General features: G+C 46.5%; 14 protein-coding genes and 1 riboswitch. Of the genes, 8 read left to right on the plus strand and 6 right to left on the minus strand.

Going from position 1 to position 14401, the window contains the following annotated elements:
* Positions 1–326 precede the first annotated feature (326 nt).
* Genes L1D31_RS10805 through L1D31_RS10815 form a run of 3 tightly spaced genes read left to right on the plus strand, consistent with a single transcriptional unit; the run spans position 327 to position 4917 of the window.
* Entirely contained in the window at positions 327–1886 is a 1560-nt protein-coding gene (locus L1D31_RS10805) for an ethylbenzene dehydrogenase-related protein (RefSeq protein WP_239837138.1), read from the plus strand.
* Complete coding sequence (locus L1D31_RS10810; protein ID WP_239837139.1) at positions 1883–2500, plus strand: DUF1566 domain-containing protein; 618 nt, start codon at positions 1883–1885, stop codon at positions 2498–2500. Before L1D31_RS10805 ends, L1D31_RS10810 begins: the two co-directional genes overlap by 4 nt.
* A gap of 56 nt (positions 2501–2556) precedes the next feature.
* On the plus strand, positions 2557–4917 hold the full coding sequence (locus L1D31_RS10815) for a DNRLRE domain-containing protein (protein WP_239837140.1): 2361 nt from the start codon (positions 2557–2559) through the stop codon (positions 4915–4917).
* Between the two features lie 66 nt (positions 4918–4983).
* Here L1D31_RS10815 and L1D31_RS10820 read toward each other — a convergent pair whose 3' ends face one another.
* A complete protein-coding gene (locus tag L1D31_RS10820; RefSeq protein ID WP_239837141.1) occupies positions 4984–5556 on the minus strand; it encodes an NAD(P)H-dependent oxidoreductase in 573 nt (190 codons plus the stop codon).
* On the minus strand, positions 5556–5954 hold the full coding sequence (locus L1D31_RS10825) for a VOC family protein (protein ID WP_239837142.1): 399 nt from the start codon (positions 5952–5954) through the stop codon (positions 5556–5558). Before L1D31_RS10825 ends, L1D31_RS10820 begins: the two co-directional genes overlap by 1 nt.
* Before the next feature lie 249 nt (positions 5955–6203).
* A riboswitch (FMN riboswitch) is annotated at positions 6204–6346 on the plus strand.
* Positions 6347–6439: 93 nt separating this feature from the next.
* Here L1D31_RS10825 and ribB point away from each other — a divergent pair.
* The 3 genes from ribB to L1D31_RS10840 all read left to right on the plus strand — a co-directional run bounded on the left by ribB (position 6440) and on the right by L1D31_RS10840 (position 9070).
* On the plus strand, positions 6440–7099 hold the full coding sequence (gene ribB, locus L1D31_RS10830) for a 3,4-dihydroxy-2-butanone-4-phosphate synthase (RefSeq protein WP_239837143.1): 660 nt from the start codon (positions 6440–6442) through the stop codon (positions 7097–7099).
* 18 nt (positions 7100–7117) lie between these two features.
* The gene (locus tag L1D31_RS10835) at positions 7118–7831 is read left to right on the plus strand and encodes a riboflavin synthase subunit alpha (RefSeq protein ID WP_239837144.1); all 714 of its coding nucleotides are present in this window, start codon (positions 7118–7120) and stop codon (positions 7829–7831) included.
* A 270-nt stretch (positions 7832–8101) separates the two neighbouring features.
* On the plus strand, positions 8102–9070 hold the full coding sequence (locus tag L1D31_RS10840; RefSeq protein WP_239837145.1) for a hypothetical protein: 969 nt from the start codon (positions 8102–8104) through the stop codon (positions 9068–9070).
* A 32-nt stretch (positions 9071–9102) separates the two neighbouring features.
* Here L1D31_RS10840 and L1D31_RS10845 read toward each other — a convergent pair whose 3' ends face one another.
* Entirely contained in the window at positions 9103–9861 is a 759-nt protein-coding gene (locus tag L1D31_RS10845) for a transporter substrate-binding domain-containing protein (protein ID WP_239837147.1), read from the minus strand.
* A gap of 76 nt (positions 9862–9937) precedes the next feature.
* Positions 9938–10846: a LysR family transcriptional regulator gene (locus L1D31_RS10850; protein WP_239837148.1), complete on the minus strand. Its 909-nt coding sequence runs from the start codon at positions 10844–10846 to the stop codon at positions 9938–9940.
* Positions 10847–10978: 132 nt separating this feature from the next.
* On the opposite strand from L1D31_RS10850, the gene L1D31_RS10855 reads away from it, so the two are divergent.
* Both L1D31_RS10855 and L1D31_RS10860 read left to right on the plus strand, forming a co-directional pair.
* On the plus strand, positions 10979–12034 hold the full coding sequence (locus L1D31_RS10855; RefSeq protein WP_239837149.1) for an HlyD family secretion protein: 1056 nt from the start codon (positions 10979–10981) through the stop codon (positions 12032–12034).
* A gap of 3 nt (positions 12035–12037) precedes the next feature.
* A complete protein-coding gene (locus tag L1D31_RS10860; RefSeq protein ID WP_239837150.1) occupies positions 12038–13588 on the plus strand; it encodes a DHA2 family efflux MFS transporter permease subunit in 1551 nt (516 codons plus the stop codon).
* A 33-nt stretch (positions 13589–13621) separates the two neighbouring features.
* Here L1D31_RS10860 and L1D31_RS10865 read toward each other — a convergent pair whose 3' ends face one another.
* Together L1D31_RS10865 and L1D31_RS10870 are read right to left on the minus strand one after the other, a co-directional pair.
* On the minus strand, positions 13622–13957 hold the full coding sequence (locus tag L1D31_RS10865; protein ID WP_239837151.1) for a hypothetical protein: 336 nt from the start codon (positions 13955–13957) through the stop codon (positions 13622–13624).
* Position 13958: 1 nt separating this feature from the next.
* Positions 13959–14342: a DUF4345 domain-containing protein gene (locus L1D31_RS10870; RefSeq protein WP_239837153.1), complete on the minus strand. Its 384-nt coding sequence runs from the start codon at positions 14340–14342 to the stop codon at positions 13959–13961.
* Positions 14343–14401 lie beyond the last annotated feature (59 nt).

A 14401-nucleotide genomic window follows, 5' to 3' on the forward strand; every position in this document is an offset into this window, starting at 1 on the left:
CTTTTCGACTCGTTCCTGTCAGATTAGATCTGAGCCATTTCCTTTTCACATAGTTTTACTCGCCATTCATCATTGTTCTAAAGAACCATTTTGCTATAAATCAGCACTAAAGTAGCTTCGCCAGCAATGTAATCCACGAGTGATATGGGCTAAAGGCTAATACCCTTGTTTATTAAGTTGATAGAATAAATGTCTCCGCATCGCCCTAATTGTTACAGTGACAAGAAATTCATATTAAACATAATTCATATGTGATTCATATCCTATCCTTTTTAATCATTTCCTTTAAAGTTGGCTCACCTTTATCAACTTGCTCAATCTGGTTAATGAAACGGACACTACTTTGGGTCGTGCTGCATGGGTTTGCCATGCTGTGTGTTCTGATGAATCTTTTCACAGGCTTTCGCATTGCAACAGTAAGCCATCCGCAATGGCTTTTCTTCTCGGTGTGGCTTCCTCAAGGGCAATTGCATTCAATCCACATCTATTCCGGTATTGCGTTGAGTGCTTTGGCGCTCTCATATTGTATTTATCGTTGGAGGCTCAAGCCGAGTGTTAAATCGAACCAGCGTCGAGGCATAAACGCATTTAATCAACGCTTCATTAAAGTCAGCTACCTCCTCTTCCCTGCATTAATTGTGACTGGGTGGCTGCTGCTTGGCGGTTACGCAGGTGATGCAAGCAAGCTTCACTTTTATCTTGCACACGGGGCACTACTTTACGTATTTCTGCACGCTGGCGGTTACTTTATTCAATATGGTGTGGCGGCATTTCTCACTATCTTTTCAACTCGAATAACCAAGCATGAAATACTGCAAATATTAGCCGTATTAACGCTTACCCTTCTCCCTTGGGCGGGCATCTTTCTGACTTCCTCTGCGGTGCTGACGGCCACAACCCTACCTTCAGAGCAAGTTATCAACATTGATGGCATTGCCGAAGAGCCCATTTGGCAAAATACACCATCGACCTACGTAGAAACCTATGGTGGAGAAGGGTTTGAAAATGGGCATACTCGCATCAGCATCAAAGCGCTCCACAACCAGCAGGATATTTTCTTCCACATCACTTGGGATGATCCAACCGAAAGTCTGGATCACCTCCCTCTGGTTAAAACAGACAAAGGTTGGCAAGTCCAAGAAGACGGCTTTTATCGCTTCGACGAAAAGCGATTCTATGAAGACAAACTTGCAATTATGATCTCCAATTCATGCAACCTAGGCGCCGATGGAACCGCTCACCTTGGGCCTAAGCCACTAGAGGGAAAACCTGCCAATTGGCACGGCAAAGGTTATCACTATTCGCCAGATAACAGCCTTCGTGATCTATGGCATTGGAAGGCTGTACGAACCAATGGCATGTATCAGGCGGATGACAATTCGTTCACTACTCCTCAGCAAGTTGACCCAGCGAAGAGGCGCTATACCGCTGGCTATATCACTGACGGCAAAGAGTCTGGGGCTTACGTCATGAATTGGCAGTGGTATTCACCTAATGGCGTCACCCCGAAACGACTGCCTAATACAGACCTAACCGGCTCTTTTTCGTCTATCAACCAATCTACGAATCACACTCCTTACCTGAGCTGGCACGACACCAAGGTTTACTCACATAACATTGACCAATCTCCCCTCAAGACGCCCCTTCCTTCGGTATTACATAACTCCAATCAGTTTGAAGGTGACCGAGGTGATGTCCGTGCATTTGGGCAGTGGAACAACGGAGCATGGTCACTCGAAATCGCTCGAAAATTAGATACAGGATCAGCTCAGGACATTGCAATACATGATGGTGTATGTCTTTGGGTTGCCGCTTTTGACCATTCCCAAATAGCACACACACGACATGCTCAAGGCATACGTTTGGCACTTGAGGTAACACAATGATCAAACGACTGTCGATACTCGCTACTTTGATTGCAAGCATAGTGGTCATCGCCTACTTCAACCCCATTGAGCAAGCAGAACCACAACCATCACGATGGCAAAAGGTAACTATGAGAGGTCAACCCATCGATATCTGGAGTGGGCCTTGGAACTGCGTGTTGGATAAGAAAACTGGATTACTCTGGGAAGTAAAAACAGACTCTGAAAACATCCATGATTCGTATTGGTCGTACTCATGGTTTGATGGCACGCGAGGTGTCCCAGATCGCGGTGATTGTTTCTTTGACGATGGTCGCTGCGACAGTTTCGACCATGTCACTCGAACCAACGCCGAATCCTTGTGTGGCCGCAGTGACTGGCGACTCCCCACAACGGACGAGCTCTCTACACTGATTAACCTCTCGGTGCCGAATGGACAGGTCAAAATCAGTGGCGGAATTTTCCCTAGGGTGCGCAAAGGTGATTACTGGACAGCAGACCATTCGATTCCTTTAAGCGGCTTTTACTCTCGATTGGGCGAAGGGGCAAACGCCGTTGACTTTCGTGATGGGCAAGTGAAAACCCTTCCCTATCGAAATGCCGCCTTTTTAATCTTGGTCACTCAAGCCCGATAGTCGAATTTTCATGGTCAGTTTAGACCGATTCTAACCCATAAACTATGGACTTTATTATGATTCGAAGGATTGCAACACTGTCACTTATAGCCGTAGCCGGGCTCACGAGCCTGAATGCGGGAGCCGCGGCACAATATCATCGAGTAGTCTGGGACAGTGACCCTGCTCGAGAAGCGGTCATTGGATTCTCTCCTAACGGCGAGAGTGAACAACCCTATGTGCAATATGGAACGTCAACCGATGAAGCCACATGGCTAACCAAACAGCCTAGCTACGATCATGTATTTGCTGGCGACTTACTCAGCTATTTTGTCCGATTGGATAACCTGACGCCGGATTCCCCCATTTACTATCGTGTCTGTGACCAACAAGGTTGTGGTGAGCGCTTTTGGTTCCGTACCGCTCCTATAGACAATAGTGAGTTTGTCATGATCGCTGGGGGCGATACTCGCACAGGGTGGACCAACCGAAGAATGGGGAATCAGCTAGTCGCGAAGGTTCGCCCCTTATTCATTCTTCACGGCGGCGATTACACCAGCCAAAACAGCGCGTCGCAAATGGCTCAGTACTTAGAAGATTGGGCATTGACCTTTTCCAGTGACCAGATAGATGGCAAAGCGTACAAACGTACCTACCCATTCATTCCAACCCACGGCAACCACGAAGATTACGATTACTCAACGCTGTGTAAAGTGTTTGGAGTCGATGCTGACGGTAATGGCGAGTGTAATCCTTTTGATACCTACAACGTTGTTAACATTTCGCCATTACTTCGCGTCTACACGCTGAACAGCCAATTTCGCAAAAGTGGCTGGTCAAGCTATGCCTCCCAAATGAACAAATGGCTAGAACAAGATTTGGCCACTCATGGCGAAGAGAACATCTGGCGCGTGGCACAATACCACAGACCAATGTTTCCTCACGTTTCATCCAAGTCTGATAGCCCAGATCTGTTTAGCTGGTGGGCAGAGTTGTTTTACCAGCACAGTATGAATCTCGTTGTCGAATCAGATAGTCACTTAACCAAAGCGACCCGAGAACTGAAACCGGACGGTAACGACTTTGTTAGTTCGCCAACCGGAGGAACAGTGTACATCGGTGAAGGCAGTTGGGGGGCAGCAGCCCGCTCTGCTAATGACCCTAAAAGCTGGACGCTAGATGCAGCAAGTATTCAGCAAGTAAAAGTCATTCAAGTGTTGAAAAACTCCATGACCGTCCGAACTGCGCAGTTTGATGCTTCAGCTTCAACGCTGACAAGAGAGGAGAGAGAAGCGGATAGCCTCCGTTTACCAGAGAACGTGAATTGGTGGTCACTCAACGAAGTCGGAGAAACGATGGAATTGGTTCAATCCGCGGATCGTCTCTCGATACTTAAAAATCAAGATCCTGATACCTCCCCTTCGTTCATTCGCTTATCCGCCACACAAGATGTTTTTGTCGCACAATCACAGCCAGACACTAACTTTGATGGACACGAAGATGGCTTGCTCGCCGATGCATCTGATTCTACCTACGGCAGTACCATGAGCCTCATGACCTTTGACGTTTCATCCATTCCAACTTGTGTCGACATAGCCGGTGTTAAGCTTGAATTACAAGTCACCAACAAATCTTATGGTAAATATGGCGCTCATGTCGCTGCACAGGAGTGGAAAGACTCATCGGCGACCTGGAATTCGGTGGATGGTGAACAAATCGCCGGAAGAACACTGACCCAATTCATACCATCATCAACGGGAACGGTCGATGTTGATTTAACCGACAGCCACCTACTCGACCTATGGAATCATGATGGCAATTTTGGCCTAGTCATCGCGTCAGCCGGTACGACAGATGGCCTTGACTTTGATTCAAGCGAAACAGGTACACCACCAGCACTAGTCGTGAGCTACAACGAACGCAAAGACTGTGAGACACCTGTTAACTCATTATCGTTACCAACCAGCGACGATACCTTTATCGCCTCCAGCAAAGCTTCTGAAAACTTCAACAATCATGCAGACGGCTTACTTGCTGACTTGCTTGATACCAAATATGGAAAAACCAATGCGCTGATGAAGTTTGATGTCTCTGCATTACCTGAAGGCGTTGAATTCGATTCAGTGATATTGGCATTACACGTGACCAATGCTTCGACTGGCAATTTTGAATTATATCGCGTCAATCAAAATTGGAATGAGCAGACGGCGACCTGGCAATCGATTTACGATCATGGCGGTTCTGGCGACTACCTAACCACCTTCTCACCAAAAGAGACTGGTGTTTACCGTATCGATTTGACCAACTCGGGCTTACTTCAATCTTGGCTTAACGGAGAAAACACTGGGCTTATCATTGTACCCAAGAGCCTCAATGGTCTTGATATCAGCTCCCGCGAACTGGGAATGGGCCCCGTTTTAACAGTCACTTATCATTAGCGACTACGAATAGCTCGGTTTCAATCTGGGCGAAAGTTTCAACGCCCAGATTGAACGCTTTCACAGTTATTGGACGCTGACGTCTTTCTCACGAATTTGCTGGCTGTTGATATGCGCTGCCGCTTTTTGAGCAGCCGATTCTATAAGCGTAAGATCAGCTTCCGTTTGAATAGAGAGATATTGGTGGCCTCTGAAATCTAAATCAAAATACCGAGCGGTCATCACAAATGGTTCAATAAAACACGATGGACACGTAGATTGATAGCCCGTAGAAATGACCGACATGCTTTTTCCTGCCCATCGCCGACCTAAAAGCTTGTCGTTCTCCGTCAAGTCCGACAACCTGTCAAAAAACACTTTCATCTGAGCTGACATCGAATACCAGTACACAGGGGACGCCCAAACTATATGGTCTGCATCCACCAATGTATGCATCAACTCAAGAAAATCATCGGATTCGTTCCGATGTTCGTAGTCGTAATATGTAATATCATAATTTGACAAGTCAAACACGCGGCCCCCTGAAACAGCAGCAACGGCTTCAGCGAATTGAAGCGTATTGCCATCTGCCTTTGATGAGCCAAGCACAATCGCGATTCGCATATCTCGATCTAATTTTACATGATCTAAATTGCCCATTACGCCTCCCAAACCTGACGCTGCAATACAACGCGGTAACCATCGATGTCTTCAAAAGTACATCCAACGTTTTCCCAATAAGGATTGAATGAGGTCACTTTCTGAAAACCCGCATCGAGCATATTCTGACAGCAACGCTTCCAATCACTTTCGTCAGGTAAGTAAAACACCAGTAAGTTATCTTGACTTGGTGCAGGCGCAACATGGCTGCCGTAGTAGTGTGTAAATTCTAAATGATAGGGATGAGCTGGATGACCGATGATGGTTCCGCTAAAACCTTCATGGTCGGTAAAGCTGCTCAGCAATTCAAAGCCTAAGCCGTTGATATACATATTGGTGAGAGTATCTAATTCGTTCGTTGGTCGAGCGACACGCAATGTTGAGTTCCTTGGGATCATAGTTGCTCCTTATCAAAATCCTGTGCTCAGCGATGCCCCATCTCTGGGCCTCCTTTAAACTAAGAAAACGCAGGATAAAACCTCAACCTAACTTGAGATCAAGAACCAATTTCTTAGATGCACCTTGTTTACGAAAGAGTCCAAATTGCTCACTCGGCCTCTAAAGGCTCTGTGTCACTTTTCCATTCCCTGCAATCCCGAAATGCACTATGCTAAGACCGCCCATAACAATGGGTACTTAATACATATATTTATTCTCAGGGCGGGGCGAAATTCCCCACCGGCGGTATATCTTTAACAAGATGAGCCCGCGAGCGCTCGATTCGTCGAGGTCAGCAGATCTGGTGAGATGCCAGAGCCGACGGTTATAGTCCGGATGAGAGAGAATTGATGCACACCAGCTGTTTCATTGCGAAACGCTGGTGCATTTTGCGTTGTCTTCTATCCCATATTGCCCTGATTCTGGTAAACAATAAGGAAACACCATGAATCAGACATCTTTACTTGCCGAATTTGGCACTCCTATCGACCGCGTCAACGCGGCTCTTGATGCTCTAAAGCGCGGACAAGGCGTTTTATTACTTGATGATGAAAACAGAGAAAATGAAGGTGACTTAATTTACTCTGCTGAACATCTCACACCCCAGCAAATGGCACTAATGATTCGAGAATGCAGCGGGATTGTCTGCCTGTGCTTAACGGATGACAAAGCCACTCAACTCGATTTGCCGCCTATGGTTAGCCGTAACGACAGTGCGAACCAGACGGCATTCACAGTTTCAATTGAAGCTAAAAAAGGCGTTACCACCGGCGTCTCAGCCCATGACCGCGTCACCACTATCCAGACCGCTATTGCGCCAGATGCAAAGCCGCAGGATTTGGCGCGCCCTGGGCATGTATTTCCCTTACGTGCACGCTCTGGTGGCGTTTTAAGTCGCCGCGGCCACACAGAAGGAACGGTCGACTTAATGACTCTAGCGGGCTTAGCTCCTGCTGGCGTTCTGTGTGAAGTAACAAACCCTGATGGCACCATGGCTCGCGCTGCAGAGATTGTTGAGTTCGCACGAGAGCATGGGATGCCAGTTTTAACGATCGAAGACATCGTCGCCTATCGACTACAAAACACCAGCTCTTTAGCCAGTTGATCGTAAGGAGTAACGCCTATGTTTACAGGAATTGTCTCCTCCATCGCGACGATCCAACGGATTGACGATCGCGGAGGAATTCGAACCTTTGAGCTTGAGTTTGTCGATGACTTTTGCAAGGACTTAACCATTGGAGCAAGTGTGGCCGTTGACGGTGTTTGCCTAACGGTCACACACCAAATCAGTGACACCCGAGCATCTTTTGATGTTGTCCTACCGAGCATTCAGATCACGACTCTCGGCAGCGAGCAGGTCGGCTCACTCGTCAATGTGGAACGGGCCGCCAAAGACGGCGCCGAGATTGGTGGCCATCCTTTGTCCGGGCATATCGATGCTCAAGCTCCGGTTGTCTTAATCGAAGCAATAGACAACAACTATCGGCTGCGTTTTGGGCTCCCTGAAAACTTGAGTTCTTATGTGTTTGCAAAAGGATACATCGCCATCAATGGTGCCAGCTTGACCGTGTCCGCTGTCGATCATCAAGCTCAGTGGTTTGAAGTCTGGCTTATTCCCGAGACCCGACGTCAGACAACGTTGGGCGCTAAGTTGGTCGGTGATCGAGTTAACATTGAAATTGACCGTGGGACTCAAGTGGTTGTCGACACCATCAAGGCATCTGTCGCTGAAACCTTGGGACCTTTACTGCCCCACTTTGAGCAGTTTCTCGCTGCACGAGGCAGTAGTCTCAATGCTCTGACTCATACAACAGCACGTCCTCTGCAACGACCTTAAGCTTTATGTCGCGCCATCGCTTAGCAACGGCGCGGCATTATTACTGATTTATCAAGAGCCCTACCCTGCTCTTTTAAGTTACACCACTCTTTAGCAGTAGATCATAACCTGCAAGAAAAGGCGCAACATTGGAGGAGACAATCTATTTAGACAAAGGTGAAGTCTAGAAATCAGACACTATGATACAGATCACTTATGAATATTGAGTTTTCTATAATAATTAGCTTTCAATATTAATCTCAACTCATATAACACCAAGGAGGGATTCAAATGAAAAGGGGAATCCTAGTCGTCGCTTGCCTTGCCAGCCTAACCGCGTGCAGCAGCTCAAACCAACTGACTGTTTTTGACGGACTAACCTACACCGCCAAAAACGAAGGAGGGATTAACGACCCGATACGTTTTTATCCTCTGCAAACGACTCAAATAAGTCTAGATGGTCAGCTGACCTATCAGATTGGAGATTTGTGCTATTCAGACAGAAACCGCTCGCCAATGACTTCAAACTGCTTTAACCAACCATCAGGTAGTAACCCAGTCAACGCAACGGTAATTCAACATGAGTATAAATCGGATAGCGAAGATCCAATCGCGATTTCAACCCTCGCCTTTAACCTCAATCAGGCCCTCACAAACGCTACATTAAATTTAGCCACATGTAACGAAGAAGAATGCCAAGAAGCGCTCACTTCGAGTAGTAAGAGCATCAATAAAGCCGCCAATACTCTTCAGGAAGAATTGAATAGAACAAACGTAAGGGTCTACAACTGGAGTGATACTATCAAGCATTCCGCCGACAGCGGTTCGGAAAGCCTAAAAGCCTCAGGAGAATCCGCCACTCAGGGGATCACTATCGTTAATGGTTACAGCATCAATGAACTCAAGATCTCATGTATCAACAGTAAAGCGATTACTGCAAGCAAATCGGATCATTTGAAAGTCGTCACTAAAACCCTTGCCGCTGATTCTATTTCTTTCATCAACACCCAATCAAAAATATCAGAACTTGCCGCGACGTTGGATGCCAAAGAAATTGCGCAAGATTTAAAAGGGTTTTCGAAAGAGTTGCTCGCTTTAGAACTTTCATTAAAGTCCGCCAGTACAATTTCTAGCATGGGAATGCTACATAAAACAGGTACGGTCGTAGGCCCAGCAAACAACTCCAAAGCTTCGACTTACCTAGCCGTACTAACCGATCTTGAAGATTTAAGGGAACATTTTCCAGAGTGCGAAAAATGATACCAGTGATCTGTCAGTTCTAAATTGACAGATCACTCCCCAATCGACGCCATGTAAGCCTCATAATCTTGACCATGAGTGAGATAAATTTGTTTTAGTTCACCAGACTGGATAAGTTGTGGCATATGGGTATCAAACATCTCAATGAGCTTGTTTGATGACTCGGTGTTAGAAAATACGACGTAAAGTTTCTCCCCTTTCTTGGCAACTTCAGTAACAAGCGCTTCTGTCGCTAACAATTCTGAACTAGCCATGCTTGATGGATAGTCTATTAGAGCGTTCACTCTGCCCTTTTTTAGAAGTTTCATCCCTTGCTCGGCGCTGTCTACCTCAACCAGTTCAAGCGGAATATCTTTAAGGAAGCCCTTCTCAAAACCATAACCCCGAACCCATGCGACTTTCTTATTTACCAATGATGAAAGCTGCAGCTCTTCCCAATCAAGCGAGCCTCGAGCAAATACAACAATTACATTTTCTTCCACACTAAGGTGCCATTGTGGATATAGAAACGCATCCGCGTTTGGATAAAAGTAATCGCCCAGATAAGCGCTGGCTTCCTGTTTTCGGACAAGATGCTTGGCTCGTTTCCATGGCAATACTTCTAGGGAAAGGGGAACATTCAAAGGTTGGAAAACGGCTTTAATAATTTCCCAGTAAAAGCCTGTACCGTCGCTGTTGGTGTAACCGGACCATTCTTGGCTAACTATTTTAATTCGTTCACTATCACTGGCGTAGGAAACTGAAGTAACCATCAGTAATACCACACTAACAAGCCAAGACTTCAACCTCATTCGCAGACCTTACCTTTATCAATCCTTATAAATAGAGTCTAGTCCAGCAGATATAACAGAGGCTTGCGAATTTGGCTCACCCGCGTGCAACAAGGTCTTTGCTGAATGCCTCTAATAAAAAGTCGATAAAGACCTTTTTACGTTTCGGCATGAGTTGCCTATCTGCGTAAACCAAACTCACAAGCACTTCTGGCATCTTATATTCAGGAAGCAGTTGTATAAGTCGCCCGTTAGCAAAGTGCTCTCGGCAAATGAATTCAGGTAGTACTGCGATGCCAAGCCCGTCCAGACAGGCTTTCAGACAGGCGGTAATGGTGTTGACTCGCAATCGGTGTGGCAGGTCAATTTGCAATGAGTCTCCGTCTTCCGGGATCAAATGCCATTTAGGTAACCTCACCGCGCGGTTATACACCTCAACCATTTGATGCGGTGGAATTAAGTCACGATGAGACTCAATTCCGCCATGCTCCTCTAGATACTCTGGGCTGGCAACCAATACACGCTGTGATTTCGTCAGTGGACGAGAAACCAAAGCAGAGTCTTCTAATTCACCAATTTGCGCGTACAAATCAATGCCTTCAGCGATGATGTCGACTTCTCGATTCGACAGCTCAAGGTTTATGGTGACGCAGGGGTATTCTTTGAGAAAAGCGTTGATGTATGAGCCCATGATTTGATGACCCAACTCAACAGGCAACACCACATTTAAAGGCCCACGAATCAAATCCTGATTGGCAGACACTTCAAGCTCAGCCTGATTCATGATCTCCAGCATTTGCAGGCTGGATTGATAAAACCGCTCACCTTCCGGTGTTAACACTAGACTTCTCGTTGAACGCGTGATCAAGCGCACACCTAGATGCTTTTCCAGCTCAACTAACTTTCGGCTCACAGTTGACTTGGTCATATTCAGCGCATCTGCTGCATGAGTAAAACTCCCACAATCAACAACTTGTGCGAAAACGGTAATCGCATTCAAATCCATCTCATCACCTTACGCCTCAATTGGTTAAATTTTTACAACAGTGTTTCTCTTTTTTCCTATCTTATCAATCAATCCAGATTATTTACAATTTGTAACATCCGCCGTAGATGAAAACTGAATACGAGAAAAATAATGACAGATACACATACTGATACTAAGCCAGCAAAAACCAGAAAAGCCCCTCTTATCGCGACAGCCATTATGCTTTCACTGGGTTTGCTGGGCAGTGGATACTGGTTTGGATACGGTCAGTACTTCGAATCCACCGACAACGCCTACCTTCAGGGAGAGATCACCACGATTAGCCCTAAAGTGGCTGGCTACATTGAACACTCCTTTGTCAGTGACAACCAAAAAGTCAAAAAGGGCGATCTGTTAGTCCAAATTGATGACCGTGACTACCGCACTGCTCTCGAACAAGCGAATGCACACCTCACCGTCACACAGTCCAGCGTAGAGAATTTAAAAGCACAGCAAACCTTGCAACAAAGCCAAATTCATCAAGCAGAAAGCCGCGTCGATTCAGCAAAAGCGGAATATGATCGCGCTGTGCAGCAAGTACAACGTTCACGCAGCCTTCTTAAACGCAACTACGCTTCGCAAGATGAAGTCGACAACATGCTGGCTCAACAAAAAGTCACTCAGGCCGAGCTGGATGAAGCGAAAGCGAGTCTGGTTGCAGCTCACGATCAACTCGCGGTCATCGATAGCGACATTAAACAAGCTCAGGCATCCATTGTTGAGTCTCAAACAGCCGTCGAGCAAGCTCAGCTCAACCTCGACTACACCAAAATCTATGCGCCGGTAGATGGTATCGTGGGCAAGCGCAGTGTGCGTGAAGGTCTATTGGTTCAAGCTGGCACACCATTAATGAGCTTGGTGCCGACGAGTGATGTCTGGATAGAAGCTAACTTCAAAGAGACTCAATTGAGCGGCATTCATCAGGGACAAAAAGTTGAGATAGAGCTTGATGCCTTTCCGGGCCAACCATTAGAAGGTGTTGTAGACAGCTTTTCACCTGCCACTGGCGCTAAATTTGCGCTATTGCCTCCGGAGAACGCGACAGGTAACTTCACCAAGATTGTTCAGCGCGTACCAGTTAAGATCACCATCCCTGACCAACAAGCATTGAAAGGCCGACTGCTACCGGGGTTATCGGTTGTGGCAACCATCGATACCAGAGGTTAATCCATGTCGGAAGCAACCTTAAACGCACCTGCCGTTGAAGAAAATGAAGTGTCAACACGCCACTGGATCTCTTTATTTGGTGGTTTGATTGGCGCCTTCATGGCCATTCTTGATATTCAGATCACCAACTCGTCGCTGAAAGACATACAAGGTGCCTTGTCTGCGACTCTGGATGAGAGCTCATGGATTTCGACATCCTATTTAGTCGCTGAGATGATTGCTATCCCACTCAGTGGATGGTTGTCTAAAGCCCTAGGCAAGCGTCGTTACCTGACTTGGACTACAGCAATCTTCACACTGTCATCACTGCTTTGTTCCTTCTCATGGAACATGACCTCGATGATCGTCTTCCGCGCAATGCAAGGGTTTAGTGGCGGTGCATTAATTCCTCTCGCCTTCTCTCTGGTTATTCAGCTACTGCCGATTAACAAGCGAGCCGTTGGTATGGCGTTGTTCGGTGTTACCGCTACGTTTGCTCCGTCCATTGGTCCAACGTTTGGTGGCTGGCTGACAGAAAATCTTTCCTGGCACTACATCTTTTATATCAACATTCCACCAGCGCTCCTGGTGATTACAATGATTCGCTATGGATTGGATGACGAGAAGTTAAATCTAAATACCCTCAAAAAAGCCGATTGGTTCGGCATTGCGACCATGGCGTTAGGTTTGGGCTGTCTCGAAGTGGTGTTAGAAGAAGGAAACCGTGAAGAGTGGTTCAGCTCTAGCTTTATCATCACACTAAGCATTATCTCTGCCGTGAGCTTAGTGTACTTCATTATCAATGAGTTACAGCATAAGAAGCCCTTAGTAAACCTAAGATTGCTACGTGACGGGCAGTTTGCCATGTCGTGCATCGCTTATCTGATTTTGGGCATGGCCTTGCTAGGTTCAATCTATGTTCTACCTCTCTACTTAACTCAGATCCAACAATACAATGCGATGGAGATTGGTGAAATCCTGATGTGGATGGGCTTTCCTCAGCTCTTGATCTTTCCGCTGGTTCCGAAGCTGACTCAAATCATCAAACCTAAGTATTTAGTTACCTTTGGCTTCGCGATGTTTGGCTTGAGTTGCTACGTCAATACTCACATGACGATAGATTTTGGTGGTCACCAGCTCATTCTGTCGATGATTCTACGTGCAATTGGCAGCCCGTTCATTATGGTACCTTTATCTCTGGTCGCGATGAAAAACATCAGCAAACTAGACACTCCAGATGCCTCAACTCTAACCAATGTTATGCGTAACCTTGGCGGTGCTTTCAGCATTGCCATCATTGCGACTTTACTCGACAACAAAACCCGTGAACACCTAGCACATATTAAAGAATCTCTGCCGTCGGTGAGTGCATTAGGTTGGGATACGCTGCACCAGCAACAAGCCTTCTTTATGCAATCTGGAAGTGACGCCGCAACAGCCATGATGCAAGCTGAAGCCAGTTTACTCAGTACTATGCAACGCGACGCCGCGATCATGGCCTACAACGATGTCTTCCTGATGATGGCCGCTTTTCTAGCGTTAGCAGCGGTACTTATTCTTAATATGAAGAACTAAATTCATAGCGAAGGTACAAATCTGGGCGCGACGTTACCAAGTCACCTCGCGTCCATTTTCCACCACGAAGCCTGAACTTAGAATCGTTGTCATAACCAATACGTTTTTGGGCTCGACAGAAAAACTTTCTGATAAGGCTTTTGCCAACCCCAACTGTAGCGCGCTCACTGACTTTTCTGACCAGACTGACGGTAAGAAAAGGTTGGCAATGATTTGGTACGGCCTCCCCTCTTGTCGCTCAGTCCGAACAAAATTAATGGTCATATCTGTGGTAGGCTGCTCAGACAAACTACCCCAGCGCTCAATAACTTCACCGGTCTCTGCTTTGCAAACCAAATCCGGCGAGATTGTACAATGTGCTATTGGCATATCAGCCCCCTGTTTTTTCCGATTTAAACAGATATAGGGCAAGCAGCGACACTCCTACTTCTAACATGAGATAGAAATGCATTGTACTGTTGGTTTCACCATCGCTTACCAAGCCGATGATTCTCCCCGTCGCTATACTCCCATTGACAAAAATGACGGCCAGTAAGCCTGTACTGTGTGTTGACGTTTTTTGCGAAAGTAGGAACAGGATAAGCGCGACACCGATAGACATGCCCCCATAGGTTGCCCGCATATCAACCAGCATGGATGCAGAAGTCGCATATCCACCAGTCGCATGGCTAAGCATACTGTTCGGGGCAATAGCGAACGCCAGACCATAGAAAAAGAATACGGCAGAAGTCAGTAGAATGAGGCCTTTTGACATAGGGAAAATTCCTCTACCCCTAGAACACTAGTTTGGCTTAACCTGAGCGAGCTTGAGAT

Source organism: Vibrio sp. Isolate23 (genome assembly GCF_022398095.1).
GTDB lineage: Bacteria > Pseudomonadota > Gammaproteobacteria > Enterobacterales > Vibrionaceae > Vibrio > Vibrio coralliilyticus_A.